Below are 18,576 nucleotides of genomic sequence, written 5' to 3'. Positions count from 1 at the left end.
GTCTTCACCTAATATCCGTTTTGCTCCTTTAAGATGATACATACCATTTCCTTACCACAGCTCCAGCTCTTTTCTGCTGGATTACCTTTCTTAGATTGATTGATTCAAAATCTTCCCCGTATATTTCGTATGGCTCTACATGATTATTGGAAGGACTGATATAATAGGCATCATCAGTAATCTGTATAGGGTTTGCCATGTTGTTCAGCCACGCGAATTTATGCAGGTCATGTAATTTGCCTTCCCCTAATATGGGAATTCCCAAAGGCCTAGCCACGTAAAATAGGATATGTCCAGCAGGGAACCATTTATTGACCAAGATGGGGTCATTTTCCTGCATTCTCTTTTGTTCCAGATCTTCCGAGCGGATTTTTTCAAATTCCTTGGCAAATTGCTCCCAACCTATCATTTCGATGGAAACATCTTCTTTTCCAAGCTCATTACCGCTTTTAATACCGATTGGGTTGCCTGGATAAAAACGAATAATGCATACAGCAAGGATCATAAATCCGAGTGTAAAAATCAACATCCCATTGAACACTTTACGCACTGTTCGAATCTTTTCCAAGCTCAATTCCTGGTCGATCCAAACGGCAGCTAAGATCATGATCGAAAAGAAGCCTGCACCGCTCCAATGGGGAAGCACTTGTTTAAAAAGAGAGATAAAGCTGGCTATGAATATAATCGGTAGGCCACAATAGAGTATCACCGCAATTTCTTTCCTACAATGCTGAGTATGGTATTTCCAGTTTTTGATTACTGCAAGGGCTAAATAGGCGTAAATAAGGCATAAAAGTGGATTATTGTATAATACTTGACCAAAAAAAGCCTGCAGGAAGAAGTGTATCTGTATTCCAGCATCCAATAAACTTACCCGTTCACCATGAAAGCGCCAAGTGATAAAATCATGTTGAATATTCCAAAGCACGATAGGGGAAATAATCAGACCACTGATGATCAAGGAAACATAAAATGCCCAATTTTTCAATAAAGACCGTTGATGCAAGAATAGATACGCCAAGAAACCTAACCAGAGAAAAATGCCATGAACCTTACTCATACATGCTAAACCGATCCAAACGCCAAGAAACAGAAGCGCCTCGGTCTGTTCTTTTTTGTCTTTTGGTTTTACGATCAGTACCATACAGTATAGTGCGGCCAACCAAAAGGTATTGCAGATCGAATCTGGAAGGATGAAAATCCCAGAAATAATGCTGGAATAGATCGATGCGGTAAATAAGATCGCTGCAATAAAAGCTGCGCGATCATTCGCGATCCTCCTGACAATGCAGGCAATGATCCAGGTATTAAGGGCAGCCAGGAATATAGCTCCCAATCGCATGGAAAAGGTGTTTACCCAGTGCAGGTTCAAGGTGAAGAATTTGATCAGGAACCCGATCATTGGTGGATGGTCGAAATGGTTCCAATCAGGCTGTAGGGCATAGGTATAATAATAGACCTCATCATTACCCAACTCCAACAGGTTAGCAAATAGGATCCGTACCAAAGTACTCAGTAAAATCAGCCACCGTAATTTGATGCGGAATGCCTTATCCATGTCCAAATGTGATTAAATGGTTGATGGAGAAGTTCCAGAGAAAAACAATTCCAATCGCAAATACCTTTGCCAAATAGAAATTGATTTTCCATTTGGTACTGCAGAGGTATATGATGAGTGTATTTATACCCAAGCCAATGATACTGAAAAGTGCGTATTGGAGGAACTGTTTGGCAATCTGTGGATTGTTGTTGGAAAAGGTCCAGATGCGGTTCAGGCAATAATTGCTGACCACTGCACAATAAAAACCGCAGGCATTGGCAAAGAATTTATTCGTGTTTAATTTTTCTTTCAGCAGCCAGGTTATTCCAAAGTCGATCCCCATTCCCAATAACCCAACAAGGCCAAATTTTAACAGGCTAATGAATAGTTTCCACATGGTTATATCTTAAATGAAGGGGGAAAGAGTTGGCTTCGGCTTAGTTTTTTCTCGCCGAAATAGGAATACATCAGAAAATACAGACAAGAAAAACCTGCTCCAAGGATGGATCCAAACCACACATCATCCAAAAAATGCTGACCCAAGTAAACCCTTGAATACCCCGTCAGGCAAGCCAGAACCATAGCCATCATGGCCAGCCTTTTATCCTTGCTGAATAGCATTAAGGTAAAAGCTAAAGCAAAGGCTGAGGTGGTATGTCCAGATGGAAAGGCATTATGATGGGATAAGGGTAGCCAGGATAGGGAATGGAAGCTGGGGTCTTCTTTAAGAAAAAAAGCCGGACGATGCGCCTGAAAAGATCTTTTTAGTACCGAACAGATCAATCCGGAACCAATATAGCTGGCAGCAATGGCAATACCGATCTTTCTTGATCTTAGAAAAAAGAATAGTACCGCCACGAGCATCACGAAAATGCCATCACCGAATTGGGTGAGCAGACTGAAAAAATAATCCAGTATCTGGTGGTTCATGGAATTGATCCATTGGAACGAACTGATACGTGGGGTTGAAAAGACAATTACACTAATGAGCACATACCAAACGAAAAAAATGCTCAAGTTGGTTTTGTTTAACCGATAGAGAAGCTTTATCCGATTCATCCAATGACAGTTAATATTGATTTATTCAGCAAAAGTAAAAATATATTGTTAGGGGAAAGTTAATGATTAATATGTTAATATTATTTATTTGTTAACAAAAAAACCATAGCTCGATTTGGAGCTATGGTTAACTAGGGTAAAAAGAGAGTTCTAAAAATTTATATATTCATATAGCGCATCTATCAACTTAAAACTTATGTTCTAATTTAACTTCCTTGCTGATATCCTTAACATCAATGTCTTTGGAAGTTTTTACTACTTTATTGTTTACTAGGATCTCCAAGGTAATTTTTGCTGGTTTATCGATCTTTGTCTTCAACGCTACCGTATAGCCTTTTCCTGGCATAGCACGTCTAGTAGCCACGGTTTTAGGAACATCCAGTGCAGCTGTGATCACTGAGTCTTTTCCTTTTGTACTGGTTACGGAAAGATTGGTCATTTTAATCTTTTCTTTCGATGCAGTCGTGATTTTGTAAGCGATACTTACTGGATTAGGCTCAGTTTTTTTCTTTTTGCATGAAGTGCTGAATGAAATAAGTGCAATCGCTGTAGCAATCTTTAAGTAAGAAATAGTTTTCATATATTATTTATTAAAATTAATTTGTGAATGAATAAAATAAACATGTTGCGCATAAATGTTTCTCCTATGACGAAACTAAAATTCATTTCGCTACAATAGAAAACAAAAAACTTTCAAATAATTATAAGTTATAACAACAACGATATAGTATTTCGTTAGGCCGATATTAAATTGTTTTTTTCGTAGTTTTGCAGCTTGAAGCAAACTCGTTCTATCGCTGGCCTTTATCGAATAAGGCGAGAGGAAAGTCCGGGCAACACAGAGCAACACGCTTCCTAACAGGAAGGATGCCTTCGGGTAGACAGCAAGTGCCACAGAAATGATACCGCCATGGCAACATGGTAAGGGTGAAAACGTGAGGTAAGAGCTCACGGATTTGTATGGTAACATACATCTCGGTAAACCTCGTGTGTTGAAAAACCAAATAGGTTGTGAGAGTCGAAAGCTGCTCGTTTTCTTCCTTCGGGACCTCACAATGGGTAGGTTGATGGAGGTTATGCGCGAGCATAATCCTAGATAAATGATAGAAATCCCCTCGGGGATACAGAACCCGGCTTATAAAGTTTGCTTCTTTTTACTTTATTTGTTAAATTATCGCAGCCTAGAAAAATAGGAACATTTTATATGACTACAGTTTTAATCATCGATGATGAACGCCCTATCCGAAGTTCCCTTCGTGATATCCTAGAATATGAAGACTACAAAGTACTTGATGTCGATAACGGTGAAGATGGTCTGAAAATCCTTAAAAAGGAGAAGATCGATCTTGTACTATGTGATATCAAGATGAACAAGATGGATGGAATGGAAGTGTTGACCGCTGCCAAAGAATTCTCTGATATCCCGTTCATAATGATCTCTGGTCACGGTACGATCGAAACAGCGGTAGAAGCAGCCCGTAAAGGCGCTTTTGATTTCTTGGAAAAACCCTTGGATCTGAACCGTTTGTTGATCACTGTTCGTAACGCACTCGAAAAAGGATCCTTGGTAAAGGAAACCAAAGTCCTAAAACGGAAGTTTTCCAAAACCAAAGAAATCCTAGGGGATTCTTCTGGAATCAGTTTGATCAAGGAAACGATTGATAAAGTTGCTCCAACAGAAGCTCGTGTATTAATTACCGGTGCCAACGGTGCTGGTAAAGAATTGGTGGCGCGTTGGTTGCACGAAAAGTCTACCCGCTCCAGCTCTACTTTGGTAGAGGTGAACTGTGCGGCGATCCCTTCAGAACTGATCGAATCCGAATTGTTCGGGCACGAGAAAGGATCATTCACCTCGGCGGTAAAACAACGTATCGGAAAATTTGAGCAAGCCAATAATGGAACGCTTTTCTTGGACGAGATAGGGGACATGAGCCTTTCTGCACAGGCGAAAGTACTTCGTGCGCTGCAGGAAAACAAAATAACCCGTGTTGGTGGCGAAAAGGAAATCGACGTGAATGTACGTGTCATTGCCGCAACCAATAAGGATCTGTTGAAGGAAATCGAAGATGGTAATTTCCGTATGGACTTGTACCACCGTTTAAGTGTGATCTTGATCCATGTGCCTTCATTGGCAGAACGTAAGGATGATATTCCTACGCTTGCAAACTCGTTCTGTGAGGAAATCTGCGCAGAATACAGCATGCCGGTGAAAACCTTTACACCAGATGCGATGCTGGCATTGCAATCTCTTCCTTGGACAGGTAACATCCGTGAGCTGCGCAATATGATCGAAAGGTTGATCATTCTTTGTGATAAGAAAATCACGGAAGATGATGTATTGACATTTGCGAACCCAGGAGGCCCGGTATCGGCAAAATCAATTACTGGAAATGATACAGCAACGGCCAAAGGTTTTGACCTGGAGCAATTCACTTCTTTCCAGGATTTCAAGGATTATTCGGAATGTGAATTCATCAAATATAAATTGGAGAAGAACAATTGGAATGTGTCCAAAACAGCCGACGATCTGGATATACAAAGAAGTCATTTATACAGTAAGATTGAAAAATACGGTTTGAAAAGAGACTAATCGGGAGCTATTCAATATCGGTAAATAATACTAAGGAAGAGGCCTTATCAAATAATTGATAAGGCCTCTTTTTTGTATGGTAAAAGGTTGTTTTCGCTCTGAAATCAAGGTTAAAGCATACTTAAAGCATGTTTTAGTATGCTTAGGTTACTAAAAACATACTTTTACATTACTTTCACTATGCTTTCAGTCCGAAGCCAATAACCACAAAAAAAGCTGTACCCATTGGTTCGGATACAGCTTTTTTCCTTTTTTATTTTTAATCGTTATATCGCCTTTTTTGTCGACTATATAACACGTAAATAACAACGATCAATATTATCACGCCGATCACCACAAATGCTGTAGGTGATGCGTTATCTACAACTTCTCCTGTAGTTGTGTCTTCTTGGGCAAATAATGCCAAACTAACTACCTGGAGCAATCCCATCATACTCCATTTTCTCATGACTTCTTATTTTTTAAGTTTATACGACAATATACTAAAAAATATGCATCAAGAAAGAAAATAGGCTTATAAAATTTCAGCTAGGAAATTCCCGTCCTGATGGATCAATGATCGTTTGTCAATAATCTCTTGAATGTTGATCGTGCCGATCACATACTTATGTTCATCACTGTAGAATCGTTCAGATATGTTGATAAAGCTGATGTTTTCCAATACATCTTCATCCTCATAACGGAAATATACCTTAATGTCGTAATTCGTGGTATAGCTTACCTCTTGCGATTCTAAATGTTTTTTGTATTCGTATTTGTAGTCATAACGAAGCGCTGCGATATCTGAAAGCACTGCAGAACCGGTTGGGTGGCCACCAGCGCCTTTTCCGTAGAAAAATTGCTCATCGGCAAAAGCCGCTTTTACCAACACCCCATTGTTCTCATTTTCCACATTGTACAACATACTGTTGTTCGAAATGAATTTTGGCAATACGTATAGGACGACTTCGTTATTGGATACTTCTTTAGCCAATGGGATCAATTTGATCTTATAGTTTTTCTCACGGGCATATTTGATATCGGCATTTCCCAATTTGTCGATTCCTAAATTAAGGATCAATTCCGGATCGATGTAAACCCCATAGGCATGGGAAGCTACAATGGCCAATTTGTATTTTGGATCATAACCGCCTACATCCAAGGTGGGGTCGGTTTCCGCAAAACCTAATTCCTGCGCCTTTTTCAGGGCAGCATCATAACTTTGGTTCTCGTTGAAGATCTTGGAAAGGATATAGTTGGATGAACCATTGAATATACCGCTTACCGAATGCAACAATTCGTTGTCGTAATATTCTTCCAGATTTCTGATGATCGGGATACTTCCGCAGACCGCTCCTTCATAAAGTAAGGATGTACCATGCTGTTGTTGGATTTCGGTCAATTCCTCCAGATGGGTAGCAATCATTTTCTTATTTGCCGATACCACATTTTTGCCTGAAGATAATGCACGTTTGGTGATTTCAAATGCTGCTTCGGCATCATCGATCAATTCCACAACGGTATTGATCTCTGGATCGTCAAGAATCGCATTCGGATCTGTACTGAACAATTCGGCAGGTAAAGTTCTTTTTTTATCTGCGTTTTTGATCACGAATTTCTTGATCTCCAGGTTTAAGTTTTTTGTTTTGATGATATCGTATAACCCTTGTCCCACCACTCCAAATCCGAACATACCGATGGTCAGTTTCTTACTCATTTTCTTGTATTAAATTTAATTGTTCTGCTTTACTATTATATTTTGCTAGGAAATTTCCAATGACTTGTGTTAATGTTTTGGTCTCAATAAGGAAACCGTCATGCCCGAAAAAGGAATGTAGTTCATAATATTCTGCATTCGGGATATTTTTGGCGATGAATTCCTGCTCCTGTGGAGGGAATAATACATCAGAAGGTATGCCAATCACCAAGGTGTTGATACCTTGGATCCCGTGTAAGACCTCTTCTACGGCACCACGGCTTCTACCAAGATGATGGCTGTCCATGGCCTTGGTCAGATACCAATAGCTCAGGGCATTGAACCGTTTCACCAGTTTATCGCCTTGATAGGATTGGTAGGACGAAGCCTTGTATTGATCGGTTTTATCATGGTCAGACTCCACCTGGGTCACCCCATAAGCATTATAGGTTCTGTAGGATATCAGCGCCATACTTCTGGCTGCCTTTAGGCCATTCAGTCCGGCATCAGGCCTTTTCTCATAGAAACTTGGGTCGGCGGTCAATGCCAAACGCTGGCTTTCATTGAACGCGATTCCCCAAGGGGAGAAAAAGGCATTGGTACCTATGGCGATCAGGTTATGGATCTTGATGGTTTTGGAAGCTGCCCATTCGAGCACCTGCTGCCCACCAAGAGAGCCACCGATCAAGGTGTTGATTTCGGTAATACCAAGATGTGCTGCCAGCAGATCATGACCATGGATGATATCCCGGATCGTGAACTGCGGGAAATCCAGGTAATAAGGCTCCGCAGTTTCAGGGTTGATGGATAGGGGATTGGTAGATCCATAATGGGATCCCAACACATTCGCGCAAACAATGAAATATTCTTTGTCATTGAATAATTCCTCTTCACCGAATAATCCTGGCCACCAATCAAAAACATCAGAATTGGCCGTCAATGCGTGGCAAACCCAAATAACATTGGATTTGTCGGCATTCAACTCACCATAAGTATGATAAGCAATCTGAATATTTGGCAGTTTCTTCCCACTTTCCAGTGGGAATTCCTGTCCATATTCGAATATTTTAAGACTCATGTGCTCTAATTTATGCTTATGCTAAGACCTATTATGATCTATTTAATCTTCTGAAATGCTTGTTCCAAGTCTGCTTTGATGTCATCAATATGCTCAATACCTACCGACAAACGCAATTGACCTGGTTGTACACCTGCTTTTACCTGATCTTCAGCACTCAATTGTTGGTGAGTGGTAGCCGCCGGATGGATGATCAATGATTTAGCATCCCCAACGTTTGCCAGGTGGCTGATCAGCTCTAGGGAATCAATAAATTCATTGGCTTTCTCTACGCCGCCTTTAACGGTGAAGGATAATACGGCACCATAACCATTCTTCAGGTATTTCTGAGCATTTTGATGGTATGGGTGGCTTTTCAATCCCGGATAGCTAACTTTTTCCACCTGTGGATGTGCATCCAACCATTGGGCGATCTCTAAGGCATTGTCCACATGGCGTTGTACACGTAGGGAAAGGGTTTCTAATCCTTGCACCAATAACCAGGAATTGAAAGGAGATAGGGCAGGGCCAAAATCACGAAGGCCTTCTACACGAGCACGGATCGCAAATTGGATGTTTCCGAAAGGACCGTTTTCACCGAATACCTCGGAGAACACCAAGCCATGGTAGCCTTCGGAAGGTTCAGAAAATTGCTTGAATTTTCCATTTCCCCAGTTGTAGTTACCACCATCCACGATCACACCGCCGATGCTAGTTCCATGTCCTCCGATCCATTTCGTAGCCGATTCTACCACGATATTGGCACCATGTTCCAAAGGTTTGAACAGGTAACCGCCTGCACCAAAGGTATTATCGACGATCAATGGAAGGTCATGTTTTTTGGCAACAGCCGCAATTTTTTCAAAATCGGGAATGTTATAGCTTGGGTTACCGATGGTCTCTACATAGATCGCTTTGGTTTTATCGTCGATCAATGATTCGATCTTATCGGCATCGGTATCCTCCGCAAATCTCGCTTCGATACCTAATCTTTTGAAAGAAACCTTGAATTGGTTGTAAGTACCTCCATATAGGTTAGCACCCGACACAAAATTATCTCCTGATTCCAGGATGTTGGTCAATGCGATGAATTGGGCTGCTTGTCCTGAAGCTACCGCTAATGCGGCAACACCACCTTCCAATGCTGCGATTCTTTTTTCGAATGCATCGGTGGTTGGGTTCATGATACGGGTATAGATATTTCCGAACTGTTTTAGGGCAAAAAGATTGGCTCCATGTTCTGCATTTTCAAATACGTATGATGAAGTCTGGTATATAGGTAAAGCTCTTGAACCGGTAGTAGGATCTACTTCTTGGCCGGCATGAACCTGTAAGGTTTCAAATTTAAAGTTTTTATTTTCTGACATGATTTTTTGGTTTTAAATTAAAATTAATGGGTTTTTCAGGCATAAGGCTGTCCTTACGGTAGTCGTCTAAAATGGTCATGTTTTTCCCTTTTGCCTTTGAGAAAGGGAATGTATAAACATACCGACGACTAACGCATTCGCGTTATACAGCAAGCTTGAAATGTAGATTTTGATGATGTAATTGTCATAGTCTATTTCATTTATATGCTCCTAAGCATTATTGCTTCGGACAGGAATTGGCACCTTTTCAATCACGTTGAAGGTTGCCAGTGGGTCATAGAGCCAGTCTCTCGCCACTTCTTTATAAATCAAGACCATTCAGAGAAGGGTATTGATTAGGGTACTACTATTGAAGTACGTCGCAAATATAGGGTGTGAAATCAATATTTGCAACGTTTTACCTAAAAAAATTGAAGAAACCTAAAATCCTCTAGGTTTTGCTTCGCGGATTTCGACTACTTTATCGACGATATAGCGGGTGTTTCCACGCCATGGAATAACGCCGTGGTACTCTTTATAGTGTAGGTCGAAGGATTTTCCAGAATTGCTTTCCAGGATTTGGTAAATGGAATCATTGGCAATGGAGAATTCAAACTCATTGCTGGAAAGACCGGCGCCTGTTGATTGGGTCCTGATCCCTTCTTGGATGAGTTTTCCTTCGTAGGTTTTGAAGATATTGCCTTTTTTGACCGCGTAGTTCAATTCGCCGGATTTGACACCTTCGCCGAATACAAAGAAATATTTAAAGAAGATGGCAATGGCAATTCCTGCGAATAATACCAAAAAGAACCATCCTAGGATTTTCTTGAACATGGATTTTTCTTGTTTAGGGGGTTGGTTTGAAGTTTCCATAACGATGTTTTTTTCTTATAGGGTTGTATGTGTGTCTTAAAGTGTTGTATGTTGATAGCACAAAAAGAATACCTAAAAATAAGAAACTTGGTTGAATTTTCGTCATTGCGAGGAGCTTTACGTAATTGCATGATCTTTACGTCATTGCGAGGAGCTTTACGTCATTGCGAGGAGGCACGACGAAGCAATCTTTGGACTCTGACATCCTGAGCAGCCTTTGTCATCCTGAGCGTAGTCGAAGGATCTTTACGGTTACCACATGTAGATGCTTCGACTTCGCTCAGCATGACATGGCTGAAGATTGCTTCGTTCCTCGCAATGACGGGTAGGCGTAATTACGTGTTCCTCGCAATGACGCGAGGCGCAATGACGTTTCAACTTACCCTAAAACCTCCATCTCTTCATCAATCAACTTCCTTGTTCCATCAGTAACAGGAACCAAAGGCAACCTCACATTATCCTTTCCAAATCCTTTCCTCTCCAAAATATACTTCACCCCACAAGGATTTCCTTCCACAAAACAAAGATCCGTAATCTTCAATAACTCCTGATGAATCGCTCTTGCTTCTTCAAAATTACCTTCCGCACATAAATGCGCCAAGGTTGAAACCTTATTCGGATAAGCATTTCCCACCACAGAAATAATCCCTGCAGCTCCCAACGCCATCATCGGAAGTGTCACTGGATCATCCCCAGAAATCAATAAAAACCCTTCGGGCTTATCCCTCAAAATCTCACTGAACTGCGCAAAATTCCCAGAAGCTTCTTTCGTCGCTACAATATTCGAAAAATCCTTTGCCAAGCGTACCGTTGTCGCCGGACTCATATTACTACCCGTCCTTCCCGGTACATTATATAAAATAATAGGCAGTTTTGCTGCTTCTGCAACCGCTTTATAATGCTGATAAATCCCTTCTTGCGTAGGCTTGTTATAATAAGGCGATACGGAAAGAATAGCCATATAATCCAAGCTTTCAAAGTTCTTCACCTGTTCCACGATTTCATGGGTATTGTTTCCACCAATACCTGCCACCAACGGAATTCTTTTGTTAACATGCTTCGAAGTAAATGCCCAGACCTGCTTTCGTTCCTCTTGATTTAAGGTTGCTGTTTCTCCGGTAGTACCAAGAGAAACCAAATAATCAATTCCACCTTCGATCTGGTAATCGATAAGTCTTGCTAACGTCTCGTAATCGACGGTACCATCTGCATTAAAGGGTGTTACCAATGCAACACCTGCTCCTTGAAGCTCGTTCATCATTATTGTATTTGTATGCTTTATTTACTGTTCATTAATCATGGCCAATAATTCTGTTTCAGAAATGATTGGCACTTGTAGTTTTTCTGCTTTGGCTAATTTGGATGGTCCCATCTTATCCCCAGCCACTAAATAGTTCAATTTGGCGGATATACCACTCAGCATTTTTCCACCATGGGATTCAATCAATGCCGTCAATTCCTCACGGGAGAAATCTGCAAAAACCCCCGAGATCAGGAAGGTTTTCCCCGCCAGACCATTACCTGCCAGCACCACTTCTTTTTCCTCGATCTGAAATTGCAAGCCCAGGGATCTCAATTTCTCGATCTCTTCCCAATGTTCCGGCTCGTTCAGGTAATCGTGTATACTTTCTGCGATCCGGATACCAATATCAGGAACCGCTAATATTTCTTCGGCCGAGGCCGCCTTCATGGCATCGATATTCTTGAAATATTGCGCCAATTTACGCGCTACAGTTTCACCAACATGACGAATGCCTAGTGCAAATAATAATTTTTCAAAGGGTTTTTGTTTCGATTGCTCGATACCGGCAAGCATATTATCGATGGATTTCTGTCCGAAACGCTCAATTCCTACCAGATCTTCTGCACGATCCTTCAATTCATAGATGTCAGAGATTTTCCGGATCAGGTCCAAACGATAGAAAGTTTCGATGGTTTCATCACCCAAACCTTGGATATCCATCATTTTGCGGCCAATAAAATGCTGCAGCTTACCAACGATCTGTGGCCTACAGCCCGCATCGTTCGGGCAATAATGCACCGCTTCGCCCTCTTCGCGGATCAAATCAGTTCCACATTCAGGACATTGCGTAGGATAAACAATGGCAACCGCTCCTGCAGGTCGTTTTTCCGTGTTGGCGGAAATGATCTTCGGGATGATCTCGCCACCCTTTTCCACAAATACCGTATCACCTTCGTGAAGGTCCAAACGTGCTATCTCATTGGCATTGTGTAAAGACGCCCGTTTTACGGTTGTTCCTGCCAATAGAACGGGTTGCAGATTCGCTACGGGGGTAACCGCTCCGGTTCTTCCAACCTGATAACTGATGCTTTTCAGGATGGTTTCTACTCGTTCGGCTTTATATTTATAGGATATGGCCCATCTTGGCGACTTGGATGTAAAACCAAGTTCTTCCTGTTGGGCATAATCATTCACTTTAATAACAATCCCATCGATTTCGTAGGATAGTTTATGCCGGCCTTCATCCCAGTAATGGATGAAATCCAACACTTCGTTGATGTTCTGGCAAAGTTTGGTGTGCTCACATACCGGAAAACCCCAGGATTTAACGGCTTCTAAGCTTTCCCAATGATTGGCAAACAATCGATTTCTGTTATCGGCATAGAGAAAGTAAAGAAAACAATCCAATGGTCTTTTAGCTACCTCAGCAGAATCCTGTAATTTGATCGTTCCGGATGCAAAATTCCTTGGGTTGGCATAGGTCTGTTCGGCATTATCCTCGCGTTCTTTATTCAATCGTAGGAAGGCTGATTTGTGCATGAAAATCTCCCCTCTGATTTCAAAGTTATCCGGATAATTTCCTTTTTTGAGTTGATGGGGGATGCTCCTGATGGTTTTTACATTGGAGGTTACTTCATCACCTTGTGTACCATCTCCGCGGGTAACCGCTCTGGTCAGTCGGCCATCCTCGTAAGTAATGGAAATGGAAAGACCATCAAATTTCAGCTCCACGACGTACTGCACATCATCACCTATGACCTTCCGAACTCGGGTGTCAAAATCTTTGAGTTCCTGTTCGTTGTAGGTGTTGCCCAATGACATCATCGGCCAACGATGTTTGACGGTGTTGAAACGTTGGGTTATATCTCCGCCCACTTTTTGGGTAGGGGAGTTGGGGTCTTTAAACTCGGGATATTGGGCCTCGAGGGTTTCCAGTTCCTTCAGTTTATGGTCAAAATCGAAATCGGAGATTGCGGATTGCGCTAATACATAATACTGGTAGTTGTATTCGTTTAAATCTTTAGTTAACGCTTCTATTTTCGCTTGAATATCTACTGCCATAGACCACGAAAATACGAAATATTATAGCCCTAAAATAATTTTAGGGAACTAAATATGTAAACAGGCAAAGTCTTGCAAGTGGTTTAAGAAAACCGCAAAAGCATTTGTTCAGCAAGAGTTGGGTTAATGAAAATTTTTATCGTGCAGATCAGAGAATTTATGGATTTTATTCACGTAATAATCCCATATTATGGAATTCTTATATTGTCCTTTATTGTTGTATTTCGCCGGATATTTCTTTCTTTTTTTTGCGTTCCTAAAAACATTTAGGAAGAAATACTGATGTGCACGGGAAACCGCCCAGGCATCTTTCCGTTTTCCATCGACCAAAAACTTGATCAATGCGAATAAATCCCACCATAATCTTAATGCCAATCGCCAAAAAGCCTGGAATACCGGCAGGTTTTTTTGCATCATGACCATGTTGTTGCGGAAGTTGAGGTAGGTTTTCTGCGGATTGCTGGTGTTCAATGTACCACCTCCGACATGGTAGACCAAGGATTTAGGGCAAAACCCAATCTTGTAACCCATTCTTTTCAGTCGCCAGCATAGATCGATCTCTTCAAAATGGGCAAAAAAATCTGCATCGAATCCTTCCGCTTCTTTCCAAGCCTTTGCTTTAATAAATAAGGCAGCTCCAGTAGCCCAGAAAACTTCGGTGGCTTGGTCGTATTGGCCATTATCCTTTTCCATTTTATCTAGGATGCGACCGCGACAAAAAGGGAATCCAAAATAGTCAATATAGCCTCCTGCAGCACCGGCATGTTCAAAGTGTCCTTTGTTATGGTAGGCTTGGATCTTAGGCTGGCAGGCCGCCAAAAGGGGATCTGCTTCCATCTGACGGATAACGGGCTCGATCCAATTCTCGGTTACTTCTACATCTGAATTTAGCAGTACATAATAGTCTGCATCCACCTGTTTTAATATCTCATTATAACCACCTGCAAATCCCAGGTTTTCCTGGTTGACCAGGATTTTGAAATGCGGATAATTTTCCCTGACATAGGCTAGGGAATCATCGGTAGAGGCGTTGTCGCCGATAATGAATTCTATATTTGGGTAAGTGCTGTTGAAGACGGAAGGAAGAAATTTTTCCAAGAAAAATTTACCATTCCAATTCAGAATTACAACGGCTACTTTTGGGTATGCTATCATTTAACTTCTTCTTTTACGCTTCCATCGGCGGTGTGACCATAACCAATAGGCCGGTTCTTCACGAATAACCTGTTCGGTAAATCGGTTTTGAATATGCGTGATCTCATGTTCTGGATACGCTGATGGCTGTTCTACTAAGGTAGTGAATTTACAAGAATAATATCCTCTTTTCTCCTTCCGACGGATTTCACAATATACCACCGGATTGTTGGTCAGACGGGCAATGCGCTCAGTTCCAGTGAAAACCAAGGTGTCCTGGTTCAGGAATTCCATAAAATAATCCGAATCTTGATAGGTTGGCGTCTGATCTGAAACAAACATGCTTACATGAGGCACATTTTTTAGTTTGATGATATGCCGTAATATTTGTTTCATAGGTACCATGGTCGCTCCAAAGCGAGTTCTGATCCGGTTATGAACGGTATTGAAAACCTTGTTGTTCAAAGGTTTATAGATGATCAGTTCCGGGGTGTTCATCATGATGGATAAACTATGGATCGCCAATTCCCAGTTGCCATAATGGGCAGTAACACCGATTACTGATCTCCCTTTATGGATATATTGATAAACCTCATCTGGATTTAGTAGCTCGATTCTTTTTTTAACTTCTGCTTCTGAAATACTTGCCATCTTAACCGATTCCACCAATAGATCAGGGAAATATCTGTAAAAATCCCTTGCAATTTTATTTATTTCTTCTGTAGATTTCTCTGGAAATGAATTCCGCAGATTTTCATATACCACCTTTTTCCTATAGCCGAAAACATAGTAAATCAGGAAAAAAAGGATGTCGGAGATGAAATATAGGCACCAAAAAGGAAGAAGCGAAATAGTATATATTAATCCATAAACAAGCTTTTCCTTCATTCTTATTGTATTCTTAGGTACAAATATCCCTAAATAAAGTTATTTTTGCGAACATTTAAGGGTTTATTTCATGATGATGCAGGATATTCTACTTCCGGTTTTATATTTACCAAATGCCAGTTACTTCAAAACCATCAAGGACGCTGAAGGTGATCTGTTGTTGGAACGCTTTGAAAATTATCCAAAGCAGACCTTCAGAACACGTACGCAGATCTCGACGGCAAATGGTGTTTTGGAATTGTTTGTGCCTATACAGCACGGAAGAAAGGAACGCGTTGCGATGAAAGATGTTCGCATCAACTACGATCATCCATGGCAAAGACTGCATTGGTTATCCCTTCAGACGGCTTACCGCAGTTCGGCATACTTTGAATATTATGAGGATGATCTACTGCCATTCTACGAAAAGAAATATGAGTTCTTGATGGATTTCCATGTCGATCAACTTACCTTATTGCTGAAATTATTGAAATTGAAAAAAGAAATCAAGTTCACGGATTCCTATCAAGAGGTGGAGTCTGCAGAACATGATTTCAGAAAGATTATTCATCCCAAAAAGCCTTCTTTAATAACGGATCAGAAGCCTTATTATCAGCTCTTTGAAGATAAGAATGGTTTTATCCCAAATCTGAGTGTTATCGACCTGCTGTTCAGCCAAGGTCCTCAAGCGAAGAATTATTTATAATACGGCCTTCAAACATTTTAATTAGGTTTATGTTTTATTGATAAACATCTAGTTAATGAAGGTTATTTTCATGAGTATCTTAAGCCTAGTAATAGGCTATTCTGCTATGGCACAAACTGGAGCAGATACTTTGCATTTCAAGAAGGTTTATTATTTCGGGGGAACAGGTCTTTCCATTCCCTTGGGAAAAACCAAAAATGTATTGAGCACGAAGTTCTTTACAGGCAGTATGGGTTTGGATATTTCCTTGAAAAATCCGAAATATTACCTGTTGCCAACGCTTTATATGATGAGTTTTGGTTATGACCAATTGGAAAAGGATCCCGATTATAATAGGCTTCTCAGTAACTCTCGCGCAACGATGTACACCTTGAGTTTGGCGGGAGGAACGCGGAGGCAATGGGACAGGTTGAATACCTATGCCTATGCCGGACCTGGAGTTGCCCTTAATTCTGAACCTCGAGCAAATGACATGGGGAATAACCAAAATGTGGATATCGAATATAAATACAGCATATCGCCTGCTTTTAAGGTAGGGGTAGGGGCTGATTATAAATTCAAAGGCTTTTTTCTTGGTTTTGAAATCGGGTACATGCGAAATTTCAGAGAAATGGAGGGAAATCCAGTGCACGTGATGACGATGATGGTGGGGTTAAAATCTGATATCACTAAAATCAGTGATAAAGTGGTGGAGGTAATATCAGGGAATCCTTAATTATTATCGAAAAATTTTAAAATTAAATTTTTGATAATTAATAAGTTAATTGAGTTGCTGTAATCTTTTTTAATTTTTTTAATAATCCATACAATAATCAAGATATATGGCCGTTTTAATTGCAACTAGATAAATAGAAATATTTAGGTTAATAATTGGTTTGGTAAATACCTGGAGTTCTCCGCTTCAGGTATTTTTTTTTTTGATATTTTTTTTAGATGGATATACTAAAATGAATTAGCAGGCGTTTAAATAGTAAATTCATAATTTCATAATTTAGGTTAATAATTGGTTTGGTAAAACACCTGGGATTCCCCATCTCAGGTGTTTTTGTTTTATATAAACAAATTGTTCCGCAGCTATTACATGAATTGATCTTTAGAAAGGATATCTTCAGAAGTAATTTCCCGTATTACACGGCAGGGATTGCCAACCGCGACCACGTTGGCAGGTATATCGCGAGTAACGATAGATCCGGAGCCGATCACCGAATTTTCTCCGATACTAACTCCAGGATTGATCACGGTATGTCCACCTATCCAGACATTATCCCCAATGCTGATGGGTTTGGAATATTCCCAACCCTCTGCTCTTGCAATGGGATCAATAGGATGTGAAGCCGTAAATAAACTGACATTTGGGCCTATCAATACGTTTTTTCCAAAGGATACTTTTGCCCCATCTAATATGGTGAGGTTGAAATTTGCATAAAAATTTTCTCCTAATTCAATATGATAACCATAGTCACAGCGGAAGGGAGGCTCGATGAAAAACTTGCCTTCTGTCTTTCCAAGAATACTTTTTAGGAGTGAATTCCTTGCCTTTACCCGGATGGGTTCCATTTGGTTGTATTGTTGAAGGATCACTTTACAATGTTGTCTTTCCTTGAAAAGAGCGCCATCCTCGTCTCGGAATAGTTTACCGGCAATCATTTTTTCTTTGGCAGTTTCCATACATTCCTATTAGTTACAGGCTAATAATAAATAAAAAAGCTGTTATTGCATGTATAATTTTTTACATTCAATAACAGCCAAATTGCTATTGTAGGGGATTAGTTAAAGTTTATAACAAAATCTTCTTTAAGTACACGTACTTTTTTCATGTTCAATAACCAATCGTTCTGCTCATCGCGATATCCCAAAGCAAGGATAGTAACGGAACGAAGACCTAATTTGTCCAATCCCAATAATTCATCCAGTTGTTGTGGGATAAAGCCTTCCATCGGGGTTGCATCAACTTTTAATTCCGCTGCAGCGGCAATGGCCAAACCAAATCCAATATAGGCCTGACGTGCGGCATGTTCAAAATGCTGCTCCTTTGTTTTCGCCTGTAAAGAAGTGAAAAGTGAGTTTTTATAATCATCAGCAAAGCCAGCTGGCAATCCTCTTTCCACTTCCTGTTGCTTGAAAGGTGCATCAACACGTTCTTGGGTGTATTCATCGTAAGCCGCAAAAACCAATAGATGAGAACTATCTACAATCTGGGATTGGTTGAAAGCAATAGGTTGGATTTTTTGCTTTAGCTCAGGATTGCTGATTTCAATGATCTTAAACGGATGAAGTCCGGAAGAGGTTGGTGCCAAACGTGCTGCTTCCACGATTTGATCAACTTTCTCTTGATCAACTTTATTGCCATTCATTTTTTTAGTGGCGTATCTCCAGTTTAAATGTTCTAATAGATTCATGTATGTATTTGATATATTTAATAATA

General features: G+C 40.6%; 17 protein-coding genes, 1 other RNA gene and 1 riboswitch. Of the genes, 4 read left to right on the top strand and 14 right to left on the bottom strand.

The window, feature by feature from the left end; translation table 11 throughout:
* Positions 1–28: 28 nt before the first annotated feature.
* The 4 genes from E3D81_RS06325 to E3D81_RS06310 form a co-directional block, all read right to left on the bottom strand.
* Entirely contained in the window at positions 29–1,558 is a 1,530-nt protein-coding gene (locus E3D81_RS06325; RefSeq protein ID WP_134776846.1) for an ArnT family glycosyltransferase, read from the bottom strand.
* Positions 1,551–1,937: a GtrA family protein gene (locus E3D81_RS06320; RefSeq protein WP_099366639.1), complete on the bottom strand. Its 387-nt coding sequence runs from the start codon at positions 1,935–1,937 to the stop codon at positions 1,551–1,553. Before E3D81_RS06320 ends, E3D81_RS06325 begins: the two co-directional genes overlap by 8 nt.
* 2 nt (positions 1,938–1,939) lie before the next feature.
* Positions 1,940–2,557 (bottom strand): phosphatase PAP2 family protein, encoded by a 618-nt coding sequence (locus E3D81_RS06315; protein WP_167554248.1) that lies wholly within the window; start codon positions 2,555–2,557, stop codon positions 1,940–1,942.
* Between the two features lie 229 nt (positions 2,558–2,786).
* Complete coding sequence (locus E3D81_RS06310) at positions 2,787–3,179, bottom strand: hypothetical protein (protein WP_099366641.1); 393 nt, start codon at positions 3,177–3,179, stop codon at positions 2,787–2,789.
* Positions 3,180–3,377: 198 nt separating this feature from the next.
* On the opposite strand from E3D81_RS06310, the gene rnpB reads away from it, so the two are divergent.
* Positions 3,378–3,753: RNase P RNA component class A (gene rnpB, locus E3D81_RS06305), an RNA gene on the top strand.
* A 50-nt stretch (positions 3,754–3,803) separates the two neighbouring features.
* The gene (locus E3D81_RS06300; RefSeq protein WP_099366642.1) at positions 3,804–5,189 is read left to right on the top strand and encodes a sigma-54-dependent transcriptional regulator; all 1,386 of its coding nucleotides are present in this window, start codon (positions 3,804–3,806) and stop codon (positions 5,187–5,189) included.
* A gap of 514 nt (positions 5,190–5,703) precedes the next feature.
* On the opposite strand, the gene E3D81_RS06295 is transcribed toward E3D81_RS06300, so the two are convergent.
* The 8 genes from E3D81_RS06295 to E3D81_RS06260 all read right to left on the bottom strand — a co-directional run bounded on the left by E3D81_RS06295 (position 5,704) and on the right by E3D81_RS06260 (position 15,466).
* The gene (locus E3D81_RS06295) at positions 5,704–6,885 is read right to left on the bottom strand and encodes a homoserine dehydrogenase (RefSeq protein ID WP_134776844.1); all 1,182 of its coding nucleotides are present in this window, start codon (positions 6,883–6,885) and stop codon (positions 5,704–5,706) included.
* On the bottom strand, positions 6,878–7,942 hold the full coding sequence (gene metX, locus E3D81_RS06290; protein WP_134776843.1) for a homoserine O-acetyltransferase family protein: 1,065 nt from the start codon (positions 7,940–7,942) through the stop codon (positions 6,878–6,880). Before metX ends, E3D81_RS06295 begins: the two co-directional genes overlap by 8 nt.
* A gap of 38 nt (positions 7,943–7,980) precedes the next feature.
* Positions 7,981–9,288, bottom strand: coding sequence for an O-acetylhomoserine aminocarboxypropyltransferase/cysteine synthase family protein (locus E3D81_RS06285; RefSeq protein WP_134776842.1), 1,308 nt, complete (start codon positions 9,286–9,288; stop codon positions 7,981–7,983).
* A 197-nt stretch (positions 9,289–9,485) separates the two neighbouring features.
* Positions 9,486–9,598, bottom strand: a riboswitch (SAM riboswitch).
* A gap of 110 nt (positions 9,599–9,708) precedes the next feature.
* Positions 9,709–10,140, bottom strand: a complete 432-nt coding sequence (locus E3D81_RS06280; protein WP_209023114.1) for a hypothetical protein — start codon at positions 10,138–10,140, stop codon at positions 9,709–9,711.
* A gap of 379 nt (positions 10,141–10,519) precedes the next feature.
* Positions 10,520–11,398 carry a 4-hydroxy-tetrahydrodipicolinate synthase gene (gene dapA / locus E3D81_RS06275; protein WP_134778399.1) on the bottom strand — a complete coding sequence of 293 codons (879 nt, stop codon included), beginning with the start codon at positions 11,396–11,398 and terminating at the stop codon, positions 10,520–10,522.
* A 24-nt stretch (positions 11,399–11,422) separates the two neighbouring features.
* Complete coding sequence (ligA, locus tag E3D81_RS06270) at positions 11,423–13,444, bottom strand: NAD-dependent DNA ligase LigA (protein ID WP_134776841.1); 2,022 nt, start codon at positions 13,442–13,444, stop codon at positions 11,423–11,425.
* A gap of 123 nt (positions 13,445–13,567) precedes the next feature.
* Entirely contained in the window at positions 13,568–14,599 is a 1,032-nt protein-coding gene (locus tag E3D81_RS06265) for a glycosyltransferase family 2 protein (RefSeq protein ID WP_134776840.1), read from the bottom strand.
* Complete coding sequence (locus tag E3D81_RS06260; RefSeq protein ID WP_134776839.1) at positions 14,600–15,466, bottom strand: lysophospholipid acyltransferase family protein; 867 nt, start codon at positions 15,464–15,466, stop codon at positions 14,600–14,602. It lies immediately after the preceding gene.
* Positions 15,467–15,536: 70 nt separating this feature from the next.
* Between E3D81_RS06260 and E3D81_RS06255 the strand changes: the two genes are divergently transcribed.
* Positions 15,537–16,151, top strand: coding sequence for a WbqC family protein (locus E3D81_RS06255; protein ID WP_245153297.1), 615 nt, complete (start codon positions 15,537–15,539; stop codon positions 16,149–16,151).
* Between the two features lie 55 nt (positions 16,152–16,206).
* Positions 16,207–16,866, top strand: coding sequence for a hypothetical protein (locus E3D81_RS06250; protein WP_099366650.1), 660 nt, complete (start codon positions 16,207–16,209; stop codon positions 16,864–16,866).
* A gap of 362 nt (positions 16,867–17,228) precedes the next feature.
* Here E3D81_RS06250 and E3D81_RS06245 read toward each other — a convergent pair whose 3' ends face one another.
* Positions 17,229–17,819, bottom strand: coding sequence for a sugar O-acetyltransferase (locus tag E3D81_RS06245; RefSeq protein WP_099366651.1), 591 nt, complete (start codon positions 17,817–17,819; stop codon positions 17,229–17,231).
* 98 nt (positions 17,820–17,917) lie between these two features.
* A complete protein-coding gene (locus E3D81_RS06240; protein ID WP_099366652.1) occupies positions 17,918–18,550 on the bottom strand; it encodes an NAD(P)H-dependent oxidoreductase in 633 nt (210 codons plus the stop codon).
* Positions 18,551–18,576 lie beyond the last annotated feature (26 nt).

This window comes from Sphingobacterium sp. CZ-2, from assembly GCF_004526235.1.
Classification (GTDB): domain Bacteria; phylum Bacteroidota; class Bacteroidia; order Sphingobacteriales; family Sphingobacteriaceae; genus Sphingobacterium; species Sphingobacterium tenebrionis.
The sequence above is the reverse complement of the archived record's forward strand: the minus strand, read 5'-3'. Positions and strand labels throughout refer to the sequence as shown.